The 26,095-nt window shown below is 61.3% G+C and carries 19 protein-coding genes; 10 read left to right on the top strand and 9 right to left on the bottom strand.

Annotated features, from left to right (window positions below):
* Positions 1-76 precede the first annotated feature (76 nt).
* Complete coding sequence (locus EYD00_RS15465) at positions 77-4,531, top strand: non-ribosomal peptide synthetase (protein ID WP_081859426.1); 4,455 nt, start codon at positions 77-79, stop codon at positions 4,529-4,531.
* 60 nt (positions 4,532-4,591) lie between these two features.
* A complete protein-coding gene (locus EYD00_RS15460; protein ID WP_034496890.1) occupies positions 4,592-5,938 on the top strand; it encodes a condensation domain-containing protein in 1,347 nt (448 codons plus the stop codon).
* A 112-nt stretch (positions 5,939-6,050) separates the two neighbouring features.
* Here EYD00_RS15460 and EYD00_RS15455 read toward each other — a convergent pair whose 3' ends face one another.
* The 7 genes from EYD00_RS15455 to EYD00_RS15425 form a co-directional block, all read right to left on the bottom strand.
* Positions 6,051-8,885 (bottom strand): condensation domain-containing protein, encoded by a 2,835-nt coding sequence (locus EYD00_RS15455; RefSeq protein ID WP_034496888.1) that lies wholly within the window; start codon positions 8,883-8,885, stop codon positions 6,051-6,053.
* Between the two features lie 61 nt (positions 8,886-8,946).
* Entirely contained in the window at positions 8,947-9,225 is a 279-nt protein-coding gene (locus EYD00_RS15450; RefSeq protein WP_034496885.1) for a phosphopantetheine-binding protein, read from the bottom strand.
* Positions 9,218-10,057, bottom strand: a complete 840-nt coding sequence (locus tag EYD00_RS15445) for a siderophore-interacting protein (protein WP_022562799.1) — start codon at positions 10,055-10,057, stop codon at positions 9,218-9,220. The genes EYD00_RS15450 and EYD00_RS15445 overlap by 8 nt, the downstream gene beginning before the upstream one ends.
* A gap of 233 nt (positions 10,058-10,290) precedes the next feature.
* Positions 10,291-11,244, bottom strand: coding sequence for an ABC transporter substrate-binding protein (locus EYD00_RS15440; RefSeq protein WP_022562798.1), 954 nt, complete (start codon positions 11,242-11,244; stop codon positions 10,291-10,293).
* A 22-nt stretch (positions 11,245-11,266) separates the two neighbouring features.
* On the bottom strand, positions 11,267-12,331 hold the full coding sequence (locus EYD00_RS15435; protein WP_034496879.1) for a FecCD family ABC transporter permease: 1,065 nt from the start codon (positions 12,329-12,331) through the stop codon (positions 11,267-11,269).
* On the bottom strand, positions 12,328-13,341 hold the full coding sequence (locus EYD00_RS15430) for a FecCD family ABC transporter permease (protein ID WP_034496876.1): 1,014 nt from the start codon (positions 13,339-13,341) through the stop codon (positions 12,328-12,330). The genes EYD00_RS15435 and EYD00_RS15430 overlap by 4 nt, the downstream gene beginning before the upstream one ends.
* Positions 13,338-14,138 (bottom strand): ABC transporter ATP-binding protein, encoded by an 801-nt coding sequence (locus tag EYD00_RS15425; protein WP_034496875.1) that lies wholly within the window; start codon positions 14,136-14,138, stop codon positions 13,338-13,340. The genes EYD00_RS15430 and EYD00_RS15425 overlap by 4 nt, the downstream gene beginning before the upstream one ends.
* A 214-nt stretch (positions 14,139-14,352) precedes the next feature.
* On the opposite strand from EYD00_RS15425, the gene EYD00_RS15420 reads away from it, so the two are divergent.
* Positions 14,353-15,660 (top strand): NtaA/DmoA family FMN-dependent monooxygenase, encoded by a 1,308-nt coding sequence (locus tag EYD00_RS15420; RefSeq protein ID WP_034496872.1) that lies wholly within the window; start codon positions 14,353-14,355, stop codon positions 15,658-15,660.
* Here the strand turns inward: EYD00_RS15420 and EYD00_RS15415 are convergent.
* On the bottom strand, positions 15,657-16,433 hold the full coding sequence (locus tag EYD00_RS15415) for an IclR family transcriptional regulator (protein ID WP_034496869.1): 777 nt from the start codon (positions 16,431-16,433) through the stop codon (positions 15,657-15,659). The genes EYD00_RS15420 and EYD00_RS15415 overlap by 4 nt on opposite strands.
* Before the next feature lie 293 nt (positions 16,434-16,726).
* On the opposite strand from EYD00_RS15415, the gene EYD00_RS15410 reads away from it, so the two are divergent.
* Complete coding sequence (locus EYD00_RS15410; RefSeq protein WP_081859425.1) at positions 16,727-18,793, top strand: TonB-dependent receptor; 2,067 nt, start codon at positions 16,727-16,729, stop codon at positions 18,791-18,793.
* 87 nt (positions 18,794-18,880) lie between these two features.
* Here the strand turns inward: EYD00_RS15410 and EYD00_RS15405 are convergent, their stop codons facing one another.
* Entirely contained in the window at positions 18,881-20,068 is a 1,188-nt protein-coding gene (locus tag EYD00_RS15405; RefSeq protein WP_034496866.1) for an acyl-CoA dehydrogenase, read from the bottom strand.
* 96 nt (positions 20,069-20,164) lie between these two features.
* Between EYD00_RS15405 and EYD00_RS15400 the strand changes: the two genes are divergently transcribed.
* From EYD00_RS15400 to EYD00_RS15375, 6 genes are all read left to right on the top strand, one after another.
* Positions 20,165-21,085 (top strand): LysR family transcriptional regulator, encoded by a 921-nt coding sequence (locus EYD00_RS15400; protein WP_034496864.1) that lies wholly within the window; start codon positions 20,165-20,167, stop codon positions 21,083-21,085.
* A gap of 133 nt (positions 21,086-21,218) precedes the next feature.
* Entirely contained in the window at positions 21,219-22,280 is a 1,062-nt protein-coding gene (locus tag EYD00_RS15395) for a LacI family DNA-binding transcriptional regulator (RefSeq protein WP_004445307.1), read from the top strand.
* Positions 22,277-23,299, top strand: a complete 1,023-nt coding sequence (locus tag EYD00_RS15390; protein WP_034496863.1) for an ABC transporter substrate-binding protein — start codon at positions 22,277-22,279, stop codon at positions 23,297-23,299. Before EYD00_RS15395 ends, EYD00_RS15390 begins: the two co-directional genes overlap by 4 nt.
* A gap of 172 nt (positions 23,300-23,471) precedes the next feature.
* A complete protein-coding gene (locus EYD00_RS15385) occupies positions 23,472-24,299 on the top strand; it encodes an ABC transporter permease (protein WP_004445303.1) in 828 nt (275 codons plus the stop codon).
* On the top strand, positions 24,296-25,075 hold the full coding sequence (locus EYD00_RS15380; protein WP_004445302.1) for an ABC transporter permease: 780 nt from the start codon (positions 24,296-24,298) through the stop codon (positions 25,073-25,075). The genes EYD00_RS15385 and EYD00_RS15380 overlap by 4 nt, the downstream gene beginning before the upstream one ends.
* A complete protein-coding gene (locus EYD00_RS15375; RefSeq protein ID WP_004445301.1) occupies positions 25,068-26,093 on the top strand; it encodes an ABC transporter ATP-binding protein in 1,026 nt (341 codons plus the stop codon). The genes EYD00_RS15380 and EYD00_RS15375 overlap by 8 nt, the downstream gene beginning before the upstream one ends.
* Positions 26,094-26,095 lie beyond the last annotated feature (2 nt).

Here is a 26,095-nt window from a genome sequence, read left to right as displayed (position 1 = left end):
GCCTCCTGTTCGAGTGGTTGACGATGGTTTATACTTGATTATGATAATCATGTTTTGTCAATCGGTGCAAATTCACATGCTAAATTTAACTCCGATGCAGGTGGCCTACTGGGTCGGTCGGGAGACGGATGGGATACTCGGAAAAGTTACGCCCCATCTTTATCTCGAGTTCGAGGGGCGAGCTCTGGAACTCGAAAAACTGGCCGTTGCGGTCGGCAGGCTTTGCCGGCGACACCCGATGCTGAGCCTCAGGATCGATGCGGAAGGGCGTCAATCCGTCGATCCTGATGGTCGCCCGCTGCATCTCGATGTGGAGGACATGACGGCGCTTGATGCGGAGACGCTTGCGCGCCGGCTCGAGATCAAGCGCCACGCGTGGAGCCATCGCGCGACGGATCTTCGCACTGCGCCGCCCGCGGCGATTGCGCTCAGCCTGTTGCCGCATGGCCGTAGCCGGCTGCATGTGGACACGGACATGCTGGCCATCGATCCGGCCAGCGTGCGGATATTGATGGAGGACCTCGCCGGCCTTTACGAGGAGGCGGACAAGGATGAGACCGCGCGTCCCCCGGCGGCGCAGCCATCCTTCTTCGACTGGACGAAACGCCTTGCGGCCGATCCTGACCTCAAGAGCGTGCGGGAATACGACCGGTCGTGGTGGCGGCAGCATATTGCGGATATTCCGGACGCGCCGCCGCTTCCATTTTTACCGGAGGATGCGTCACGCGCCGTTCATACGGACCGTTTTGCCACGATGCTTACGGTCGTTGAACGTGACGGTCTTGAACGGGCTGCGCGGCGTTGCTCGGTAACGATGTCGACCCTGTTGCTCGGTGTTTTTGCCGTGGCGCTGTCGCGGGCGATCGATTCCGAAAAGTTCCGGCTCTCCGTTCCGGCTTTCTGGCGTGCACCCCTGGTTGAAGGGGTTGATTCCATCGTCGGTGAGTTTTCCAACGTGCTGGTGCTCGGCGTCGATATCAGACCCGCTGAAAGCGTCGAAGCCCTGCTCGGGCGGGTTTTCGATGACATGAACGGCCTGCTTGCCCATCAGGCCTATCCGGGCGTCAGCATCATGCGCGACCTCTCTCGCCTGCGCGGCGGTTTGCAGACCTCGCCCGTGGTTTTTACCGCCGGTGTCGACCTGCCGGGCGGCGATCTGTTTTCACAAAGGGTTGGGCAGCTGTTTGGCTCCCTGGTCCACACGGTATCGCAAGGGCCGGGGGTTGCGCTGGACGCGCAGGTCGCGAGGCTTGATGGCGGCCTGCTGATAAACTGGGATGTGCGGCTCGATGCGCTGCCTGAACCATGGCTTCGCGCCCTGTTTAAAACCTACGTGGGTCTCCTTCGCCGGCTCGCTGATCACCCGGACCTCGTTGAGGAAAGCGTGGAACGATTTGGTGCTGCGATGCCCGAACAGCTGGCCGATAAAAAAGGAAACGCCATGGAACGTCCGCTCTCACCGCTGCAGAAGGCATATCTTCTCGGTCGCGGCACACATCTGCCGCTCAGCGGCGTGGCGATGCAGGAGTTTCGCGAATATCGCGGCAGCATCGACCCCGCCCTGCTGCGGACCCGCCTTTCTGCCATGGTCGAGAGACATGAAAGCCTGCGCACCCGCATCGACGAGCGGCGCCTCGTGCAGATCGTGTTCGGGGAAGCGGAGATCAACCTTGATATGATCGATCTCTCGGATATTTCCCCGGCGGCAGCGGAAGCGAGGATCGACGCCGTCAGACGGGATTTTTCCCACGCCCATTTTGATCTCGCCGCCTCTCCCTGGCGGGTCACGGTCTTCCGCCTGCCGGCGTCCGAGGCAAAGGCTGATCATGTCGTGGTGTTCCTGCGTTTTGACGCTCTCATCCTTGACGGGCGGGCGATAGCCAGCCTCGCGACGGAACTTTTTGACGGTGTCCTGCCGGTCGCAATCACCGCTGCGGCTGAAACGCCAGGAGAGGATATCGCAGCCGCCCGTGCCGGGGACGCGGCCTATTGGACCGAGAAGCTGAAAGAAGCTGAAGTGCCCTCGCAGTTGCCCTGGAAAGCACCGCTCGAAACCATTCCGACGTCGCGATATAGCCGCCAGAGTCTGATTGTCGAAAAGCAGCGCTTCTCCGCCTTTGCGCGGGCCGGTGCGAAAGAGCGCCTGTTCAAGAATTCGGCGCTTACGGCGGTCATTCTCGAGGTGCTGTCGCTCTGGCTGAACGAGGGTGCGCTGGTGGTCGGCATTCCCGTTGCGCCGCAGGTGGACGGGGCCTTCGCCAACCGCTCCAGCTTCATCGCCGTCCAATGGAATGCGGCAAAAGACGATTTTGCCGTGCGGGCGGCGGGCCTGCAGAGGGATGTGCTGGAAGGGCTGAACCATCTGGCTTTTTCCGGCATCGATCTCAATCGCGTGCTTCTCAATGCGAATGCGGGCGGGCTCGCCCTGCCTGTGGTGATTACCAATGGTCTCACATGGCCGACGCTTTCGCCGGATTCGGCCATGCGCTGGACGGACGGTCTGACGCAGACGCCGCAGGTCGCGCTGGATTTTCGCTTTTCGCAGAATCCGAATGGCGATCTCGTCCTCGATATCGACTATGCGGAGCAGGCGATCGATGCGGCGATGGTGGCGGATATTCTCGCAGCCATCGAGCGCGCGATTGCGGGGATCGCGGATAGCGGCGCTTTCGTCCTCAACGGACGCGATATTGTCGACCTGTCCCATTACCGGCTGAATGGCGATGAAGGAAACTTCGTCTGCCCGCCATTTCTGGAACGGATCGCCGGCCGTCTTTTCGCAGGAGAGCCGTCACGCACCGCGCTTGTCAGCGGCAAGCGGCGCATCGCCTATAGCGAGCTTGGCGAGATGGTGGCGCGCGTGATTACGGGCCTAAGGGCGCGCGGCATCGGTCGGGGTGATGTCGTGGCCATCTGCCTGCAGCGTAGCCCCGAACACACGGCGATCACGCTCGCCGCGGCCCTGATGGGTGCGGTCTGGGTGCCGGTCGACGCCGGTTCACCCGACGATCGCCTGCAGTATCTGCTGACCAATTGCCGCCCGGCGCTCATCGTCGCCCGCCGCGTTCCGCAGGGTTTTGACGCTGTCGATCCGGCGGTGCTTCTGTCCACGCCCGCTCCGGCTGGCGCACCGGTCTCCATGGCGGAGTTAGCGGCGCTTTCCCGAAGCGAGGGGCCTGCCTATTTTCTTTACACGTCTGGCACGACAGGCAAACCGAGATGCGTCGTGCTTTCCAACCGCGCCACGGCCAATGTCATTGGCGGCACGCTGGCGGAATGGGCGGTGACGGAACGCGACGTATTCATCTCGGTCACCCCGCTGCATCACGACATGTCGGTCTTTGATGTTTTCGGCGCGCTCGTTGCAGGGGCGACGCTGGTGCTGCCGGCACCCGGAGAGGAAAAGGATGCGGTGCGCTGGAACGAGCTGGTCGCAGAACATGGTGTCACGCTGTGGTGCTCCGTGCCTGCCATCCTCGAAATGCTTCTCGCCTGCTGCCGTGGTAACCAGCTATCGTCGCTCCGGCTTGTCGCGCAGGGCGGGGACTACATCAAGCCTGTTATCATAGAAGAGCTTCGCCGGCTGAAGCCCGACCTGCGGCTGATATCGCTCGGCGGGCCGACGGAAACGACGATCTGGAGCATCTGGCACGAGATTGTTGCGGAAGATGTGGCGGCCGTGCCCTATGGCCACCCGCTGCCCGCCAATCGTTATTTCGTCCTCAACGATCACGGCGGCCATTGCCCGGCGGGCGTCGTTGGCCGCATCCATACGGCCGGCGTGAATGTCGCGATCGGCTATCTCGAGGACGGCGCGATTACCCAGACGGATTTCGTGACGATTACCGATCCGCAGGGAAACAGCGTGCGCGCCTTCCGAACCGGGGACCGCGGCCGCTACCGGCCGGATGGCAAGATCATGTTCGCGAGCCGTGTCAACGGTTACGTCAAGGTGCGGGGCGTGCGGGTCTCGCTGCCGGATGTGGAAAACGAGCTGATCCGCCACCCTTCTCTCCAGAGGGTTCTGGTTGTGGATTACGGTGTCGAGCAAAAGGGCGAGGCGGCCATCGGCGTGCTTTATGTCACGACACCCGGCCTCGAACTCACCACTGCCGAACTGCGCGACTTTGCCCGCCGGCATCTGCCGGAATCGCATGTGCCCGGCCGGTTTCTCAAGGTTGACGATCTGCCGCTTTCGACCAATGGCAAGCCCGACCGCCGTCGCGCCCGTGAACTCTTGACCAGTGGAACGGCTGACGCGGAACCGGCAAAATTCTCCGCCCCTGCGGTTCCAGACGTCGATCACGGCGACCGCCGGGTGCTGGATATCTATCTCAGCGTATTGGGTAAAAAGCCGGCAAATGTGGATGCAGACAGCGACCTGCTGGCGCTCGGACTTTTGCCGTCGCACCTGAAAACCGTCTCGGCCGAAATTCGCGCCGTCTTCGGTGTTGACCTGACACCGCAGCAGCTTTTGCGGTGCCGCAACGCCAGGCAGGTGACGTCGCTCATGGCCGTACGGGCGGCGTGAACCCCGTCATTTCGGGTGGCACTTCGCGCCCGGCAACGAAAATAGTGCAAGGAAAAACAGATGGCGCATATCGATCCCGCCGGCGGCTGGCTTCCACTGACGCAGCCGCAACTCGATTTCTGGGAGGAATTTTCCTTCCATCCCGACGAACCGGTTTCAACCGTCGCCCATTACATCGATCTTTCCGGTGCGGTGAATGAAAGCGCGCTCCTTCAGGCGATCACACGCACCGTGCGCGAATCCGAAGTCCTGTCTATCCGCTTCCGCGTCGGCGATGATGGCGAGACGCCGCAGCAATGCTGCGACCCAAGCCATGCCCCGGTTGTGGAACTTGTCGATCTCCGCGGCAATACCGCTCCGCTGGAGGAGGCTTTGCGGCGCATGAACGCGGATGTGGAAGCGCGGCTCGATCTCACGGCCGACAGGCTCTCGGCGCAGCTGCTCTACCGTATCGCCGATGATCGTTACCTTTGGTATATCCGCGCCCATCATATCGTCGTTGATGGTTATGGGCTGACGCTGGTGGAGCAGCGCTGCGGCCAGCTTTACGGGCACTATTGCGGTAAGGGTGAAGCGGGTCCGGATTTTCACCCCTTCGGCGATTTCCTGGCGGAAGAGGAAGCCTACAAGCGGAGCCGGCGTTTCGAAAAGGATCGCGATTTCTGGACAGCCTATCTCGCCGCACCCGCCGATCTGCCGGTGCTGGACAAGGATTGCGAGGATTATGGCGGCGGTGGCCTGCATGCGGATGCGGCCTTGCCGCCCGGTTTCAGCAAGCGGTTGCAACGACTGGCCGGCGCACTGGAGATTGGCTGGCCCGATCTTCTGGTGCTGCTTTCCGGTCTTTATCTCCACCGGGTGCTGCCCCGCCCGGATCGTGATGTCCTGACACTGTGGCTGCCGTTCATGAGCCGCTGGGGCAGTGTCGGCGCACATATGCCGGCCATGCTCGTCAACATCCTGCCGTTCCACCTCACCATCGAGCCGGGCGAGGACGTCGCCGCATTTCTGACGCGCAACGCCGCCAATCTGCGGAAGCAGCGCCTGCACGGCCGCTACCGTATTGAACAGATCGCCGCCGACCGGGAAATACCGAAAGGCCGGCGCTTCTTCTTCTCGCCGCTCATCAATGTCCTGCCGTTCAGCGCGCCGGTGTTTGCCGGGCTCACCGTTGCCAGACACATTCTGGCGAATGGTCCCGGCGACGGGTTCAACCTTACCTTCCGCGGTGAAGATGACGGCAGCGAACTGAACCTGCACATCGATGCGGACTCGGCACTGACACAAGCGGGAGACTTCGCCCGCTACCGTAAAGAGCTGCCATTGTTCCTCGATGCCATGCTGCGCGAGGAGGCCTTGGCGCTTGCGGCGGTGGAGGCGTCCACGGCGTTCCGCCTGGCGGTCTGAGGTGTGACGGCGTGCGGATGCAGGGGCCGCGCCAGGACATTCTCATCAGCGTTCAAAGACAAAATAACCCGGCTCCGTCAGGCGAAGCCGGGTTTTCCTTGGCAGGTCCGGCTCAGGCGAGCGTCGTCAGCACGCGGTCCGAAGCGCCGGTTTCCGCAAAACGGCTGAAGATGCCGCTGGTGGTGCTGCGCAGCCGCTCGACATCCTCAGGTCCGTAACGGTCCGAACGGTAGCTCATCAGCACGCGAATGGAGCGATCGCCGCCGATCGTCTCTTCCATTACCTCGAACTGCAGCCCCAGCATGGATTCGTGTTTGTCCGGATCGATCTGGCGGAATTCCACCGCCCTGCCATCCGGCCCCGCAAGGGCGCCGTTCAGCTTGTTCTTGGCGTGGATCTGGATGAAGACCTCGAACAAATGGTCGCGACCCGGCGTCATGCCCAGTGCTTCCTCCACGAGATCGATCGGGATTTCGCTGTGTTCCAGCGAGCCATTGATGGTGTTCTTCACCGAGGAAATCAGTTCGCCGACGGTCATCGTTTCCGCGAAACGAACGCGATGGGCGACGACCGTGGTGAAATAACCGATCGTATCGAAATAATTGCTGTCGGTGCGGCCCGAAGCCGAGGTGCCGACCACGAGATCGCTCAACCCGCCGAGATGGCGCAGCGATGCGGCAATCGCGGCATAGACCACGTTGAACAGCGAGGCGCTGTTCTGCCTGGCAATGGCGTAAAGCCCGTCGCTGACATGTTTTTCCAGCTTGAACTCGATCCAGCCGCCTGCCGGTGCTTCGTCCTGCGATGCCTCGTGCGGTGTGCTTTCCTGTCCGTTGAGAGTAAGGCCTTTCGGCGCATCCCGCAACATATCGGTCCAGTAGGCAAGGTGGCTGGAATTGACGCCTGACGCGACCTGTTGTCTTGCAAATTCGTGGAACGGGGCTGGTCTGGTCGCAAAGACCGGGGCCATGCCCGTCGCCCTTGCCCGGTAAGCCTCGGTCAGCTCGTCCATCATCAGGTTCACCGACCATTCGTCCAGCACGATGTGATGGAAGAGGAAGGAGAGCACCTGACGGCCGGTGTGGGGGGCGCGCAGGAAGCGCAGCCGCATCGGCAGTTCGCGCGCTAGATCGAAGCGCCAGCCAGCCTCGGCGTGGCGGTCCACCCCTTCGCTTTCTTCGCTGGTCCAGAACCATTTGTAACCGGGCAGATCATGCATTGGCACGATCCTCTGCAGAACCATATCGTTTTCGACGTAGAAATGGGTCCGCAGGCCAGGATGGCGCTCGATTATATCGAGGAAGGCGCATTCGAAGGCGTTCTCATCGACCGGATCGAGGAAATCGAGCGCGAAGGGAATGTTGAAGATTTCGCCGAAACCGAAAGCGGCATAGGCTTTCCAGAGCGACATCTGCGCCAGCGAAAGCGGCGCGGTCAGCGAGCCGCTCGCCGTCGCGTCCGCCTGCGCAGGCGCAGCGGTTGCGAGCCGCGTCGCCTGTTTTGCGAGCGTGGCGGCGGTCGGGTAGCTGAACAGATCGTTGAAACGAAGCTCGATGCCATGATTGGCGAGAAGGCGGCCGATGATGCGGGTCGCGATCAGCGAATGGCCGCCGAAATCGAAGAAATCGTCATCCGGCCCCATGTCGGGTGAGACGAGCGCTTCACGGAACTCGGCGAGGATCGTTTCGACGGTGTCGTCCTTCTGAGCGGACGCACTGGGCGAAAGGGCTGCCTGCTGCGGTGCTGCCGCGGCGTCTTGAGGGACGACCTCGGAAAAATCCGTGCCGCCTTCAAGATGGCTGACGAAGCGCTCCAGGAGGAAGGCCGTCGCATGCGGCGATGTTTCCCTGCCGCCCGTCAATTCGAGGCGGATCTCGCCCGCGGCCGTCGGCCCGACGGCAAGTGTCAGGCCGAGGCCGGATTGCAGGGAGGGCAGGGGCAGGTGCTCGAAGTGAAGACCATGTTCCGATATGGCCTGAACAGGTGTTGCAAGCGCCTGCAGCGTTAAGGTGACCTTTGCTCCTCCATTGTCGGTTCCTTGCTCCAGCCCCGACAGCACGGCATTTTCAGCCTGTTCGGGCGATTGGTCGCGGGTGATCGCTATCCGCGCCACGGACTCGGCTGAAATCGGTGTGGCTGCGCCGAGGCCGGGCCGCAGGCGAAGGGTTACTGTTTCGGGGCCACCGCTTCTTGCCAGGAAAAGCGCAAAACGCGATCCGGCACGCGCGAGGATCGCGTTTGCAGCCGTGGAGCTGTGGAGGCCGAGCAGGGAAGCCGCAAGGTCGACGCCATGGCTATGGCTCGCAGGCCTGTCAATTGTGTTCTGCCGCAGCGCCACGACGGTCGAGCCAGTGGCTGGACGTTGCAGCCAGCCAAGCGGAAGCGGGTCGACGCTGTCACTTTCGACCGCACGCGGCGAAAGCGGTTTCGGCGTTCCACCGGCATAGGCCGCCGTAATACCGTCCAGCAGGATCTGCGGGGAGAGGACCTCGCCCAGCAGGGCATGGACCAAAAATGCCAGCAGGATTTCACCTTCGCTCAAAAGCACGACGGCCTGGAAAGGCGGGTCGGTCTCGGCATCAAAGGGCCTCCCCTGAAGGTCGTGCAGCAAAGTCAGTGCCTCCTCTGCCGAGGGGACATGCAGCAGCTGCACGATGGATGCGGATGGAGCCTCAATACTCTTGGCAAGCGTACCGTCCTCGCCAAAGGCAAAGCGCGCACGAAGCTCGGGCCAGACCTCACAAACCGTCTTCAGTGCCGAGGTTAGACGCAGCAGATCGCATTCTTCACCAATCCGATAGGCGAGAAGCTGCCGAAAGACCTGATCGGGATCCTGAAACTGTTCGAACCAGACCCGTTCCTCATATTGGCTCGGCGGGGCCTCCCCTTCGTTGTCGAAGCCTTCTTCGATGCGACGTGCGAGCATACGTGTGTTGTCTGCTGCCATGGTCCTCTCCTTGGTATAGTCGGAAATCGCGCTCCGGCGCGAAACGTGCCGGTTCGCGGGATCAATGTCCCGCGCGCGACCGTTCGATGAGTGCCTGCCACGCGGCAAGCGTTGGCCGCCGGGCCAGATCGTCATAAGCGAGCCGCGCTCCCGCAAGCTGTGAAAGCGGCTGCATCAGGCGCATGAGGGCAAGCGAATGAAGTCCATAGCCGAACAGGTTGTCCCCCGGTTCGATATCGCGCACTTCATCTTCCAGAACCCTTGCGAGAAGGGCTCTGAGTTGCGTCATAATCGCTTCCGCATCCCGCATGGCAGCCGTCGTGATTGCCGGGTTACTCATCGAAATGATCGTGAACGCCGCTCGCGCCGCGCCGCCAGTAGCCGGAAGCACGGGTCCATTTGGGGTTGGCGCCAAATTCCTCGACCAGAAGGGCGCGAACCGCCTTTGCGGTCTTCGATTCGCAGGCGACCCAGCTGAAGAAATCGCCCTTTGGCAGTTCGAGCTGGCGCAGGGCGCTCGTTAATGCGTCCTGGTCGGTTCCGTTGTCCGGCCTCTGCGTTATCCAGACGATCGATGCGTCCGCCCTGGTTACGAGCTCCAGCCGGTCCGCCTCCGTCTCGACTTCGATCAACGCCACGACGGGTGTGCCGGCAGGCATCTCCTCCAGTCGCCGTGCCAGCGCGGGAAGGCCGGTATCGTCGGCGATCAGCAGGTGCCAGTCATAGGTGAAGGGAACGGTGAAGGAACCGCGTGGGCCGGCGATCCACGCCTTGTCACCAACTTTCGCGCTCTTCGCCCAGTTGCTGGCCGGGCCATCGTGATGGGTGGCGAAATCGATGGCGAGTTCGCCTTTTTCGGCATCGAAGCTGCGCGGCGTGTAGTCACGCGCCAGCGGCCGCGGCGCGCCTTCCGGGAATTCAATGCCGTTCGGGCCGATCACCGGCAGGGTCGGTTCGGTTTGGCCGGGCTGGGGGAAGAACATTTTGACGTGGTCGTCAAAACCGAGGCTCGTAAAGCCCTCCAGTTCCGGCCCGGTCAGCACGATGCGTACCATGGACCGGCTGAGTTTTTCGGTCCGCGCCACGTCCAGCGCGCGCAGCTTCACGGCGTGGCGGTGGCGTTTGGGAGTGCGGTCCGGAAGGGCGGAATCCATGGTTTCTGGCATGCTCATGCTGCTGTCTTTCCTGGGATGACGCCGACGGGTTCGGCGGTCTCGCTGTCCCGGGTCGGCGTGCCGGATGATCGCGCGTTGGGGTTCTCGTCCGGCGCGATATTCCGGCGTCGTTGCGTCAAGATGCGCGGACCATAACAGGCGGTTTCCGCCCCGGCAATATAAGTTTCTTCGAAAACTCAAGTTTATGCCCGGCACGTGATCGTGCCGGGATTTGTCGGGCAGAAAGGTGGTCAGCGGCGGCCCGCCCAGCTTTCCACTTCATCCAATGTATGGAGCGCGCTCGGAATGGAAGGCGTCGTCACCCTGGTGGAATCGAGGAAAACAATCCTTTTCTCGCGTGCCGGTTTTACGAAACGCTCCCAGCCGGGAATGATCTTTTCAAGCGCGGCGCGGGTTCCCGCCTCGCCGCGGGCTGGGCTGGTATAGCTGTTCATCACCACAAGCAGATCGGGATTGAGCTTGCCGAATGCTTCGGCGCTCAGCGGCATCATCAGGGTCGAGCCCATTCCGCCCGAAGAGGCGGTACTGTCGATCTTCAACCTGACATAACCGAGATCCTCTATTGCCTGCACCGCGCCGGACATGTTCCCCACGGCGTTGATCTGGTCCGTCAGCAGGATCGCGAGATAAGTCTTGCCGTTGATATCTTCACCCAGCGTCTTTTTGACGGCGGCGAGCTTGGTGTCATAAATCTTCCGACGCTCAGCGAAGACATCGCTTCGCCCAACCAGACCTGCAAGGTCTTCCTCCACGCTGAAGCCATAGGCTTTGCCGGCGCTTGCCTTTTGCAGATAGACCGGTGCGACTGTGGAGAGCTGTTCGGCCTTGCCGCTGTCCATTTCCGTGGCGACGATGAGGTCCGGTTGCAGCGCCCGCAGCTTTTCGAGGTCGATTTGGCCGACAGCGCCGAAACCCTTCGGTTTCGCGTGGCCTTCGCCAAGAACGGTATCAACGAAATCGACGGCGGTTGCGAATTTGCCGTCGCTGTTGCGGCCATAGGCGCCGACCACATCAGCGCCAAGATCCATCAGCGGCACGCCCAGAAGCGGCTCGTGCATGACGACAATGCGCTGCGGCTTTTCCGGAACGGAGAGGGTGCGGCCGACGGCATCGGTCACGCTGCGCTCGGCGGCGAGACTCGTTCCGGCGGCCAGAAGTGCGGCGACGAGGATGGCAATTCGCATGGCATTCCCTTTATTCGATATATTAGTGAGCGGTGGTTCTGCGCAACGCCTGCAGGCGCAGCGTGAGGATGAAGAGCGGCACGCCGATCAGCGTCAGCGCAAGGCCAATCGGCATCGGCACATCCGCCACCAGCCCGCGCGAGAGCGTATCGGCGGCGACCACCAGAATGCCGCCGGTAAGCCCCGACAGGAAAAGCCTGGCGCGGCCGACAGCGGGCGAAACGAAGGTGGCGAGATGCGGGGCGATGACGCCGAGAAATGTCAGCGGGCCGACGGCGGTAACGGAGGAGGCGCTTAGAATTACCGCAAACACAATGACGAGCGGTCGCGAATGCCTGACGGTTTCTCCGAGTGCCATGGCCATCTCGCTGCCAAGATCGAACACGGCAAGCGCCCGGCCAATGAGGAAAATGCCGGCAAGGCTTGCTGCAAAGAGGGGAGCAAAAACGATGATGGTCGGCCAGCTTGCCTGAAACAGCGAACCGGCCATCCAGTCCGCCAGCGAAAGCGAGGTTTCGGCTGGCGTATAGAGCAGAAGCACCGATGAGACAGAGGAAAGCGCCGCCTCAATTGCGATGCCCATCAGCAATATGGCAAGGCCGCTCGAGCGTTCGCGCCCTACAAGCGCGATCAAAAGGAAGGCCACGGCCAGGCCTCCGCCGACAGCCGCAAAAGCCACCAGCGTCTTGGGGGCCGTTGGCACCAGCACCAGAAGCAGCATGATGGTGGTCATCGACCCCTGGCTCAGGCCGAACAGGCCGGGATCGGCGAGCGGATTGCGCGCGACGGATTGCAGCATCGCGCCTGCCAGCGCCACACTCCAGCCAGCCATGAAGCCGAGCAGGATGCGCGGCAGCCGTACCGTCCACAGCGCATAGGCCTGATCATCGCCGAGATGCCCGCCGGCAAACCCGTGCAGGAGATCAATAAGGCCCGTTTCGGTATTGCCGAGGCTGACGGACACGGCGGCGATCGTCAACGCCAGCGCAACCAGCGTCAGGCCGGCCGTCAGATTGCCAATACCGATCTGCAGCCCGCCGGGCAACCTGAGAACGGCTTTCCCGTCCGTGGCAAAATCCCGTTTCACGATAGCCCCCTTGCCGAAGGCGACAGATAGAAACGCTTGACGATGACGATGAAAACGAGGCCGCCAAGCAGGTCCATGAACAGCCCGGTATTGACCACGTAGGGCGCAAACAGGGTTTCCGCGCCAAGATCGGCGAGCACGCAGATGCTCGCGCCGACAAGCGCGGAGGCCGGCAAAGCAAGCGTGAAATTCACGCCGACCAGCGGCCGGATCATATGTGGCACGATAAGGCCGACGAAACCGATCGGGCCGCAGATCGCTACCGCCGAGCCTGACGCCAGCATGGTGGCAAACAGTGCGAGCCGGGAAATACGCGTGACATTCACGCCGGCGGAAGCGGCTTTTTCCGCGCCCAGCAGAACGAGCGTCAGCGGCCGCGCGACCGATAGCAAAATCACCATTGCAATGGCGCCGATCCACCAGAAATCGGTGAGCCGTTCGATATAGACATGGTTGATATTGCCGCCAACCCAGCTCAGGAATTCGGCCCGACGCGTTGGGTTGGAAAGAAGCAGGGCGTTTGTCACGCCGATCAGCAGCATGGAAACCAGCGCTCCGGAAAGGATGAGCGACAGACCGCGCGGATCGTTCACCCGCCCGGCAAGACGCGCGACAACGAAGCAGGCGGCAAAACCGAAGCCGGCGCCCGCAAGCGCGGCAAGGCCCTGTGCCTCAGCAGAGAGATCGAACAGCAGCGCGCCGGCGATCACGAAAAGCGTCGCTCCGGCATTCAGCCCAAGGGTCGAGGGCGAGGCGAGGGGATTGCGGGCAAGCCCCTGCAGCACGCAGCCGCTGACGGCGGTTGTGGCGCCCACATGGATGGCAATCAGCGACCGTGGAATTTGCTGATAGAGGAGCACCGATTGTTCATAGCTATCGGCCTCCCCGCGCCAGAGCGTCGCCATGACTTCGGCAGGCGGCATGTCGCCGGACATGACGAACAGATTGACGGCGAGGATGGCGGCCAGCAACAGCGCCGCGGCAACGATCAGCGTTGTTTTCGCGATCATGCCGGAATGGCCTGTTCCTGTCGTTCCAGCCGGGGCACGCAGATGAGACGCCCCTGTCTGGAAAATATATCGGCTTCGAGGTCGAAGATTTCAGCGACATTTTCGGGTGTGACCGTGTCTGCTACCGGCCCTGATGCCAGAACCTGCCCGGCCTTCAGCATGATGACGTCGTCGGCGAAAGTGGCGGCGAGATTGAGATCGTGCAGCACGACGATAACGGTCTTGCCGTGCCTGTCGGTCAGCTCGCGCACAAGGCCAAGAACGGCATATTGATATTTCATGTCGAGATGGTTGACCGGCTCGTCCATCAGGATCACGTCCGTATCCTGCGCCAGCACCATGGCGATGAAGGCGCGCTGGCGCTGCCCGCCGGAAAGCGTGTTGACCTGCGCTCTCGCCTTGTCCTCCAGCCCGACCGTCTTCAGCGCCCCGGCGAAAAGCGCCCGGTCACGCTCGCTCGGGCCGCCGGCAAGGCCGTAGCGTGCATAACCGGCAAGCTCGATCAACTCGCCGAGCGTCATATAGTCGGGGCAATGGCATTCCTGCGGCAGATAGGCGATGCGGCGCGCGAGATCCCTGCGTCCGATGTCGCCCAGCGAACGCTCGCCAAGCCTTATCGCGCCCGATGACAAAGGCACGAAACCCATGATGGTTTTCAACAGCGTCGACTTGCCACAGCCATTGGGGCCGACCAGTGCCGTGACGCGACCGCTGTGGAAGCGGCAAGAAAGCCCACGCAGGACGGGAACGTGGCCATAGCTGGCGTGAAGGTCCGTGGCGTCAAGCACCGGATACAACTCCTGTTAGTCATGCGCTCATGCGTCGAGACGCCACATGAGGATTATAAGTCTTTGAATCTTAACATCGAACCTGCGGGAAATGGGCTCCTTCCCGACGGGCGCGACACTCTGGTCTTGAAGCGACACTAAACTATAGTAAAACTCTCCACAAATCGAAATTTGCCGATTCAACGCGCGGTTTTCTTCCCGGATATTTCAGTCGAGGTGCATCATGTCAGTCGCAGCCAAACTTCATGTGGGCATGTCGCTGGCCCCAACCTGGCTCAGCGGTGAAGCATGGCGTCGAGCCGACAGCGATATAAATCGGGTATTTTCCAGCGATTATTTCGTCGATCTGGCACAGCGCGCGGAAGCTGCGCATGTGGATTTCGTGTTCCGGCCGGATACGCTTTTCCTCCGCACCGAGGGGCTGGAAACCGGCGGCGGATTTGCCAGCATGGACCCGACCATGCTTCTTTCGGCCATTGCGCGGGAAACGAGCCATGTCGGCCTGTTGTCCACCGTATCGACCACATTTCTGCCGCCCTATGTGGTGGCCCGCCAGCTTCAGTCGTTGAACTGGCTCAGCAATGGCAGGGCCGGGTGGAACATCGTCACGGCACTGGAGGGGCACGAAAATTTCGGGCTGAGAGAAATGCCGTCACCGCAGGAGCGTTATGGACGCGCCGCCGAATTCACGCAGGTCGTGCAGCAGCTCTGGGCGAGTTTTCCAAATGAAGCCCTTAAACTCGACAGGGAAAGCGGGCGATTTGCCGATTCCTCGCTGGTGCGCCCGGTAGCGCATGAGGGCAGGCATTTCAGTGTGAAAGGGCCGCTCAACCTGCCAGCCCACGCCAGCCGCATTCCGCTGGTGCAGGCCGGTGCGTCTCCCGAGGGGCGCGATTTCGCCTCTTCGGTGGCGGATGCAGTCTTTGCTTCCACGCCGGACATGCAGGCAGCCATCGAACTGAGGGCGGACTTACGGCGGCGCGCCGAAGGACACGGCCGTGAGCCTGACGGGGTGAAGCTGATGCCGGGCCTCAGCCTATATCTGGCGGATAGCGGCAAGGAGGCGCTTGAACTCTTTTCTGAGACCCATGCCCGCGCTAACCGCGCCCGCACCCTGGCGTCGGTTCTCGACATGACGGGCCTCGACCTCACCGACTGGCCGCTCACGCGGGTGGTCACCGCTTCCGACCTGCCGCCGCCGCCCGAAAAACCGCGAAGCCGCACCCATGCCGGACTGCTGCGCAGGCTGATTGAGCGGGAGACGCTAAGTGTCGCGGAATTACTGCGGCGGCCGGAGGTGATGGGATCCGGCCATTGGCAGATCGTCGGCACCGTTGAAGATGCCTTTAAAGGCATCCGTGAATGGGCGGCCGCAGGGGCAATCGACGGTTTTGTCGCGGTGCCCGGCGGCTCGGTGGCATCCATGCGGCTGGTGCTGGAGCGGCTGTTGCCGAAACTTGCCGATGCCGGGCTCTTCCGCACCGCCTATTCCGGCCGCACCTTTGCGGAGCATCTGGCCGAAGGTGTCTAGCCGCCACCGGATTCGGCGGTTGCCTGCCGGGCGGCCTCGATCAGTCGCGAAAAATGCCGTTCCGCTTCGGCGGTAGCCACGAAAGAGACGGTGGTGACGACACAACAGAGTTCGCCCTGGGCATCGAAAACCGGCGCCGCCTTGCCCGTCAGGGCGGAGAACAGATGTTCATTGAGTTCGGCGCCGCCCGTCTCGCGGATGGTTTCGAGAATGCCGGCAGCAGGAGGAGAGCCGCGAAAGGCGGGTGGTTGCAGCCTGCGCACGGCAGCCACCCTGTCCGGTGGCAGATAGGCCTGAAAAACCAGACCGCAGGCGCTGTTGTCCAGCGGCAGAACATCGCCAAGAGCGACGGTGCTGATGGAAAAGCTGGCGCTTCGCGCCCACCGCACCACGGTCGGGCCGCGCTCGGTCCAGATCGCCACGCCGCAGCTGGCGCCGATTTGCGCGGCAAGCGCCTTCATCTCACGTCCGGCGGTTTCGACCGGGTTGATTCGTCGGAGGGCGCTGATGCCGATGCCCAGCGCTGCGGGGCCGAGATCGTAACTGCCGCTTGCGGGGTCCTGTATCACCAGTCCCTCCCGCACGAGGCTTTGCATGTAACGATGCGCGGTGGAGCGACCGGTGCCGGCGCGTTTAGCAAGTTCGCCAAGCGCAAGCCCCGTATCGGATCTGGAGAGAAGATTAAGAAACCGCGCCGCAATCGATACGGATTGAATAAGCGCCGAGCGCTTTTCACCTTCGTTTTCCGGCCGTTCTTCGGTTTCGTCATCCATGGCGTTCAAGGTCGTGCCCCACTCTTTCGAGAATGCCTAACGCATTGCGACGAAAATCGGAATGGCTGTCTTCAGCCTTTTCAATGACTTCTCCGGCCGGGCTGCCATGGCGGAAAAGGCGGCCCCTAAACTTTGTTGTAAATATGACACATCCCGTTACGGAAGCCTGCTTGTCCGCAATACGGAACGCATTCTCTATTGCGAAACGGATAACGCTTCCGTTACTTGAATATGACTTTAATACTCATGTTTATTTGGGGTGTATGATGGGGTTTAGCTCTAACGGCCGTTTGATGAGCGGGGTCAGTGTTCTGACGTTGGCGACATTGTTCGTGACGCCGGTTGTCGGTCAGGATCAGCAGGCTGATACAGCAGGGACGACCGTGTTGAAGCCGATTGTCGTGACCGGTGAAAAAGTGGCGCGCGACATGAAGAACACGGCCTCGTCGGTGTCAGTCAAAACCGCCGAGGAGATCAAAAAGGAAAAGACCGGCGATCCGACCGTATCCGAAGCGATCAAGGATATTCCGAACGTCGTCTACACCGACAATGTCAGTGCCCCCATCATTCGCGGACAGGACACGCAGGGCCCGAATACCGGCTCCATCGCCTTCTTCACCGGTACGGTGCCGCGCGCGACGATCAATGTGGACGGTCACTATCTCGGGTATAACGAGTTCATCTACGGGGCGACGTCCATATGGGATGTCGACACCATCGAGGTGTTCCGCGGGCCCCAGACGACCTCACAGGGCGCCAACGCCATTGCCGGCGCCATCCTTGTCAACACCAAGGACCCGACCTTTACGCCGGAAGCCAGCTATCAGGCGGAAATCGGCAACTATCACCAGAAGCGCGGTTCCTTCGCCTTTTCCGGCCCGCTGATCGAAGACGAGCTGGCGGCGCGCATGGCGATCGATTATTCCGGCCGCGATACCTTCATCGATTACATCAATTCCGCCTTTGCGCATGAGGGAACGGACCAAAACTTCAAGGAATTCAACGGCCGCTTCAAGCTTCTTTGGGAACCGTCTGAAATTCCCGGTCTTTCCACAAAGCTGACCTATTCCTACAACGCCTCCAACCGGCCGAGCCAGGAAGCGGCGTCGCGTCCCTTCGAAGATCTCAACCACATCACCACGACTATGCCGAATTTCAGCCAGTATACCAATACGGGCATTCTCGACATCAATTACGATTTCGAGAACGGCGTGAAACTGTTCAACCAGACCCAGTTTTCCGACTCCACCGCCAAACGCCGGGTCGGCATCGCCAACAACGGCGACGCCGATGTCGATCTCAGGAACACGTCGCATGAAACGCGCGTCACCTTCGGCGATCAGGAGGATGTTCTGAGCGGTGTCGCCGGCATTTTTTATGCGCACACGAAAGCCGACGAGGTGCTTTATCTGCGCGGCACCTCTCGCTTCAGCGACACCAAGGACAATCTCGGCCTCTTCAGCGAGCTGAGCTATCGGCTGACCGACCAGTGGACCCTGACGGGTGGCCTGCGCTACCAGCGGGACCAGATTCAGCGCGCCGGTTACCGGACGCTCAGCGCCACCAGCAGAAGTTCGGTCAATTATGACGAAACCTTCTCTGAAATCCTGCCTAAGGCGTCTCTCGCCTATGCCATCAATGATGATTGGACTGTCGGCGGTCTTGTCAGCCGCGGTTACAATCCCGGCGGCGTCGCATTCGACCTGACCACCAGCAAATGGCGGAGCTTCGACAAGGAAACCATCTGGAACTACGAAGTGTTCACCCGCGCCAGCCTGCTCGATGACACACTGACGGTAAACGGCAATCTGTTCTACATGGACATGAAGAACGCCCAGTTTAACGTACCCGTCGTCGTCTCCACCGGCATCAGCGAATCCTACACCGTTAACGCCGAAGAAGCCCATGCCTATGGTCTGGAAATTGGCGCGGATTATCGGGTGCTCGACAATCTCACGCTGAAAGCCAGCGCCGGTCTGCTGAAGACGAAGATCGACGAGATTTCCAGCAATGCCGCCTATGTCGGCAAGGAGTTCGCCAAGTCGCCGGGATACAGCTTCACCGTCGGCGCAAGCTGGGACGTGACGGAAAAGTTCACCGTGTCCGGGCAGGTCCGCCATCTCGACGGCTATTATTCCGATACGGACAACAAGGCCGTCTATGCGATCGATCCCTACACGATCGCGGATGTGCGGGCGAGCTACAAGTTCCAGGACGAACTCGAGTTCTACGCTTACGTCAAGAACGTCTTCGACGAGCGCGCGCCGACCCTTATGAAGGAAAACCGCGGCATCGGCGGCATCGAGGCGAGCATGACCGAACCGCGCATGTTCGGCATCGGGGTGCGCGGCACATTCTGAGCCTTCACCTGAGCCCGAAAAGAAAAAGGCCTTCAAAGCAATCTTCGAAGGCCTCTTTCTTGACGGAACCGCTACGGTCCATACCCCTCAGAAAAACGCCTGAATGCCCGTCTGGGCCCGGCCGAGGATCAGCGCGTGCACGTCATGCGTGCCTTCATACGTGTTGACCGTTTCGAGGTTCTGCGCGTGGCGCATGACGTGATATTCGATCTGGATGCCGTTGCCGCCATGCATGTCGCGGGCCTGGCGGGCGATATCCAGCGCCTTGCCGCAATTGTTGCGCTTGACGATGGAAATCATTTCCGGCGCCATCCTGTGCTCGTCCATCAGCTGGCCGACGCGCAGCGATGCCTGAAGGCCGAGCGCGATCTCGGTCTGCATGTCGGCGAGCTTCTTCTGGTAAAGCTGCATGCCGGCAAGCGGCTTGCCGAACTGCTTGCGGTCGAGACCATATTGCAGGGCACGGAACCAGCAATCTTCGGCAGCGCCCATGACGCCCCAGGAAATGCCGTAGCGGGCGCGGTTGAGGCAGCCGAAGGGGCCCTTCAGGCCGGACACGTTGGGCAGCAGTGCGTTTTCGCCGACTTCGACGCCATCCATGACGATTTCGCCTGTTATGGAGGCGCGCAGCGAAAGCTTGCCGCCGATTTTCGGTGCTGAGAGGCCTTTCATGCCCTTTTCGAGCACGAAACCGCGGATCTGGTTGTCATGGGCTTCGGATTTGGCCCAGACCACGAAGACATCGGCGATCGGTGCGTTGGAAATCCACATTTTCGAACCGCGCAGACGATAACCGCCCTCGATCTTTTCAGCGCGGGTCTTCATGCCGCCCGGATCGGAGCCGGCATCCGGCTCGGTGAGGCCGAAACAGCCGATCAGTTCGCCCGAGACGAGGCCGGGCAGGTATTTCTTCTTCTGCTCATCCGAACCGTAAGCGAAGATCGGGTGAATGACGAGCGAGGACTGCACGCTCATCATCGAGCGGTAACCGCTGTCGATCCGCTCCACCTCGCGGGCGACGAGACCATAGGCCACATAGCTCGCATTCGCCGCGCCATATTCTTCCGGCAGGGTAACGCCGAGAAGGCCTTGCCGGCCCATCAGGCGGAACAGTTCCGGCTCGGTGGTTTCAGAAAGATAGGCTTCGGAGATACGCGGCAAAAGCTCCGATTTGCCGAAGGCGGCCGCGGCGTCGCGTATCATCCGCTCGTCGTCAGTCAGTTGGTCTTCGAGCAGGAAAGGATCCTGCCAATTGAATGCTGCGCGTTCGCTCACTTTATGCCTCCGGATTTGCTGGCCGGATTATTCGTATTCAGCCCGGATGGCACAAGCCATGTTTACTCATTTTTGCATTACATATAGTAATGGCTCATGACATCTCTCAGCCGCAAACTCCTGCCATCCACAAGTGCGCTTGCCGCTTTCGATTCCGTTGCCCGTCTCGGCAGCTTTTCCGCCGCCGCAGATGAGCTGGCGCTGACGCAGGGGGCAATCAGCCGGCAGGTTATGTCACTGGAAGAACAGCTTGGCGTGCGGCTCTTCGACCGCGGCGCACGCGGCGTGGCGCTGACGGCGGAGGGGCAGATCTACGCAAAATCGATCGCGGCAGCGCTCGGCGAGATACGCTCAGCTTCGCTGCAGATCATGACCAAAACGCATGGCAATACGCTCAACCTCGCCATGCTGCCCACCTTCGGCACCCGCTGGCTTCTGCCGCGTATACCGGATTTCGTGGCGAACCACCCGGAGATCACCATCAATTTTGCGACCCGCATCGGCCAGTTCGATTTCGAGCGTGAGCAGCTGGATATGGCAATCCATATCGGCCAGGCCGATTGGCCAGGCGCGGAAAGCACCTTTCTGATGCATGAAATGGTGGCGCCGGTGTGCAGCCCGCAGTTCCTCAGCGCCCATCCGGTGGAAAAGGGAGAAGACATCGCTGCCCTGCCATTGCTGCACATGGCCTCGCGGCCGGGCGCATGGGGCCACTGGTTCGAAAGCCTCGGCCTGTCACTCGTCTTGCCGCAGGGCATGCGCTTCGAACAGTTTTCCAGCGTTGCGCAGGCCTGCATCGCCGGCCTCGGCGTCGCGCTGATGCCGCTCTTCCTCATCGATAACGAGTTGAAATCGAAGCAGCTGATCAAAGCCTTCGATCATCAGGCCAGAAGCCCGAGCTCGTATTACGCGGTGGCCCCGCTTTCACGCGCCAACCACGTCCCGGTCGTCCTGTTTCGGGATTGGCTGGTGCGTCAGGTGGAGGCTTATCGCGCAGCCATTACCCAGAGCGCGTAAAAATAATCGCTCTTTTTTCGGGCATTTAACCTTTGTGCCCAGCTTTTCGCCCTATTTTGCCAGCGCAGGACTCGACAGCGGTTCGCGCCTCGATTATCGTGATTAAACGTTTAATCAGCCCTTCCGGACCATTATGGCGTCGTCACGACCTGCCACCAATCTGAGCGCGATAGCAGCGGCACTCGGCGTGTCGGTGGCAACCGTGTCCAATGCGCTGTCCGGCAAGGGCCGCGTTTCGCCCGAACTGGTGGAACGTATCCGCAAGACGGCGAGCGAGCTGGGCTATGTGCCGAGTTCGGCGGGCAGGGCGCTTCGCACCGGCAGATCGGGCGTTCTCGGGCTCGTCCTGCCCGATATTGCCAATCCTCTCTTTCCACAGATTGCGCAGGCCATCGAGAAGGCGGCTGTCAACGCGGGTTATGGCGTGCTGATCGCCGATGCGCGCGGTGAGATCGCCATGCAGACGGATGCGATCGACCGGCTGATCGAGCGCGGGGTGGACGGCATGGTGGTCGTTCCCCGACGTGGCACACGCATTTCCGGCGTTGATTGCCCGGTGGCCGTCATCGACAGCCCGTCGACACCGGGAAATACCGTTGCTGCCGACCATTGGGATGGCGGCCGGCAGGTGGGTGAATATCTTGCGAGCCTCGGCCATCGCAAAGTGGTGCTAGTCGGCAAGAACAGGGATTCCAATGTTCAGAATGACCGTCTCGGCGGCATTCGCGATGGTCTCGGCAAAACATGCCTGGCCCAAACGCTCTGGATCGATGGCATTGAAAAGGCCGGTGGCGCGGGCTGCCGGCTGGGCCTTGCGGAGAAAGTTGCCGAAGGTTTCACGGCCTTTGCTGCCGTATCCGATCTGCACGCGCTGCGCGTGCTGACCGAATTGCAGCGCGCGGGAATCGAGGTGCCGGAAGAGGCGAGTGTCACCGGCTTCGACGATCTTATCTTTTCTGCCGTGGTCACCCCGCCCTTGACGACCATGCGCATGGATATGGGCCGCATCGCCGATCTCGCCGTTGGCGCGCTTTTGCGCGCGATCGATGGCGCCGGAGAAAACGGGGGCGCCGTCGACGTCACGGCGGATGTTTCGAAAGTACCGATGGCGCTGATCATGCGCGGCTCCACCGGCAAGACAAAGCATGATGCGATTGAAGCCAAGAACACGACAGCAGGAGAACTCACACCATGAAAAAGATCATTCTCGCATCGGGCGCCGCCCTGATGCTGACGATGGGAGCCGCTGAGGCCCAGGACAAGACGTTGACGATCTCGGTCTACGCCTTCGCGCAGGATGAATTCAAGGAACTGGTCTATACGCCCTTCGAGCAGAAATGCGGCTGCAAGCTCGTCGTCGAGACCGGCAACAGCGTCGAGCGTCTGGCCAAGATGGAGGCCAACAAGGCCAGCCCGGTCGTCGATGTCGCCATCGTCTCCATGGCCGATGCGCTGTCGGCCACCCGCAAGGACCTGATCCAGAAGATCGATGCTTCCAGGGTTCCGAATATTGAAAAGCTCTATGACATCGCCAAGGACCCGAATGGCGATGGCATGAGCGTCGGCGTCAATTTCTACGCCACGTCGATTGTCTACCGCACCGACAAGATGAAGATCGACAGCTGGGCCGATCTTTTGAAGGACGGTATCGTCGACCACGTCGCCTTCCCGAATGTCACCACCAACCAGGGCCCGCCGGCGCTTTACATGCTGGGCAAGGCCATCGGCAAGGACACGCCCGATCTTGCCGGCGCCATCGAGGCCGTGGGCGAAAAGAAGGACGATATCGTCACCTTCTACGTCAAGTCCTCGCAGCTGGTGCAGCTCATGCAGCAGGAGGAAATCTGGGCAGCGCCGATCGGCCGCTTCTCCTGGGCGCCTTTCACCAAGCTCGACCTGCCGCTCGCCTGGGCAACGCCCAAGGAAGGCCAAACCGGCGGCATGAACGTGCTCGTTGTACCGAAGGGCACGAAGAACGAGGACCTTGCGCTGCAATTCATGGATTTCTGGCTCTCGACCGACGTCCAGAAGGCGCTGGCGGAAAAGCTGGTGGACAGCCCGACCAACAGGGAAGTCAAGGTTTCCGACGAGGTGGCGAACAACATCACCTATGGCGATGAAACCGCCCGCAGCCTGCAGCTCATTCCTTCCGACGTAACGCTCGATAACCGCGACAAGTGGCTGTCGGAGTGGAACGCCAAGGTGGGGCAGTAACAAGCTCGAAGGGGCGGGAATGGGTTACGTGCTGGCGCACGTCACCCCCCTCTGTCCTGCCGGACATCTCGCCCACAAGGGGGGAGATCGATATGCCGGCACCCACTGACGCCAAATGAACAAGTCCTCCGCCAAACGTAGCCGGCGGAATTTCAAGACCGGAGAATGCCATATGTTTCAGAACCGGGCCGAAGCGCTGGCGCTTGCCTTGCCCGCCGCAATTTTCGCGGCGGCGGTCTTTCTCGTGCCGGTCTTCATGCTTTTGTCGGAAGGCTTTCGCACCGCTGACGGCTGGACATTGTCGGCCTATGGCGCTTTCTTTTCCGATCCGCTGAACCAGACGGTTTTCCTGCGCACGCTGAAGCTCGGCGCGCTCGTCACCGTCGTTTCGGCGGTGGTGGGCTACGCGGCGGCTTTCGCCATCGTCAACCTGTCGCCGGCCAGGAAGGGCCATGTGGTCAACCTCGTCGTGCTGCCGCTGATGATTTCGCCGGTCGCCCGCACCTATGCCTGGATCGTCATTCTCGGCAGAACCGGCATCGTCAACCAGGCGCTGCAGGCGGTGGGCCTCAGCGACGGGCCAATCCGCATCCTGTTTTCCGAAACGGCCGTCTTCATCGGCCTTCTGCAACTGTTCCTGCCATTGATGATCATCTCGCTCATCAGCGCGCTGGAGAACATGCCGAAGGATACGATCGCTGCTGCCCGCGTTCTCGGCGCCAACTGGTTTCAGGTGTTCTGGAAGGTCATCCTGCCGCTCACCCGGGAAGGGCTCGTCGTCGGCGGCACGCTGGTCTTCACCGGTTCGCTGACCGCCTATATCACGCCCGCCATTCTCGGCGGGTCCAAGGTGCTGATGCTGGAAACCCTGCTTTACCAGCAGGTCACGGTTTCCAATAATTTCGTCGCCGCCAGCGTCATCGCCTTCATCCTGATTGTCATGAGCTTTGCCGCCAATATCCTCTTGAAGCGCATCGCCACTGCGAGGAACAAGAAATGACCCGGCAGCTCTTCATTCCGCTCACGCTTCTGCTTGTCGTCGGCTTCCTCATCGGGCCGTTTCTCATCATCGTTGCGGCCTCGTTTTCGGCCGGGGATACGCTCGCCTTTCCGCCGCAGGGCTTTTCGCTGAAGTGGATCGCCAAGGTCTTCACGGTCGAAAGCTTCCGCGAGAGCTTTGCGATGTCGATGTTCCTTGCCATCGGCGGCACGTTTACGGCGCTCATTCTCGGCATTCCCGCTTCCTACGCCATGTCGCGCTACAAACTGCCCTTTAGCGAGACGGTGCGCACCATCGTGTCCGCGCCGATCATCGTGCCGGGCATTATCGTGGGTCTTGCGCTGCTGCGTTACTTCGTCGTGCCCTTCGGCATCGGCATCACGCTTGCTTTGTTTCTCGCCCACACCGCGCTCATCCTGCCCTATGCGGTGCGCGTGGTTTCGGCCAGCCTCAACAATCTGCGCTCCGATATCGAGGAGGCGGCGGTGCTGCTCGGCTCGTCGCGGCTTGGCGCATTTTTCCGCGTTGTGCTGCCGAATATCCGCGGCGGCATCCTGTCGGCCTTCATTCTCGGTTTCGTGACGAGTTTCAACCAGGTGCCTGTGTCGCTGTTCCTGTCCGGTCCCGGCGTGCGCACGCTGCCTATCGACATGCTGGGCTACATGGAAATCGTCTTTGATCCTTCCGTGGCCGCCCTTTCCTCGCTGCTCGCCTTCCTTTCCATCGGCATCGTTTTCATGGCCGAACGTTTCCTGGGGTTCTCCCGTTATGTCTGACGCAAATTATCTTTCACTGCAAAAAATCTCGCTCGCCTATGGCGGCAATGTCGCCGTCAAGGATCTCGATCTCGATATCCGCAAGGGCGAATTGCTCGCGCTTCTCGGACCATCAGGCTGTGGCAAGACCACGACGATGCGCGCCATCGCCGGGCTGATGCCGGTGGCTGCCGGGCGGATCAATCTCGATGGCGCCGATATTACCCGCGTGGCGGCCAACAAACGCGCCGTCGGGCTGGTGTTCCAGTCCTACGCGCTCTTCCCGCATCTGACGGTCTATGAAAACGTCGCCTTCGGCCTGAAACTCAAGGGAATGAGCGGCAAGGCGCTGGAGGACAAGGTCGCCTCCGGCCTGAAGTCGGTCGGCCTGTCCAATTTCGCCTCACGCAAGCCGGCGGAACTATCGGGCGGCCAGCAGCAACGCGTGGCATTGGCACGCTCCATGGTCATGGAGCCGAAAGTGCTGCTTCTCGACGAGCCGCTCTCCAATCTCGACGCCCGCCTGCGTCTTGAAATGCGGACCGAACTGCAGCGCGTGCAGAAGGAGACGGGTGTCACGATGATCTTCGTCACCCATGACCAGATCGAGGCGCTCGCGCTTGCCGACCGCATTGTCGTCATGAAGGGCGGCAAGATTGAGCAGATCGGCACGCCGGAAGAGATTTACAATGCGCCGGTTTCCGCCTTCGTGGCCGACTTCGTCGGCTTCGAAAACATCTTCGCCCTTCAAGGCGGGGCTTTGAAAACCGCCAACGGCACAACACCGCTTCCCGGACCAGTCCTTTCAGCATCCGGACTGGCCTGGCGGCCGCGCATGGTCACCCTCGGTTCAGGTCCTTTCCAGGGAACCGTGCGCGGCACATCCTTCGCCGGCAACAGCCGCGAATATCTGCTCGACACACCGCTCGGGCCCATCAAGGCTGAAACCGACGCGGCCCTGACCTCCCACGCAATCGGCGATACGCTTGCCTTCGACCTGCCGGTCGAAAAGGCGGCGAGCCTCAAGGTATTCAACTGATC

The organism is Agrobacterium sp. 33MFTa1.1, from assembly GCF_004328495.1.
In the GTDB taxonomy this organism is placed as follows: domain Bacteria; phylum Pseudomonadota; class Alphaproteobacteria; order Rhizobiales; family Rhizobiaceae; genus Agrobacterium; species Agrobacterium pusense.
The sequence above is the reverse complement of the archived record's forward strand: the minus strand, read 5'-3'. Positions and strand labels throughout refer to the sequence as shown.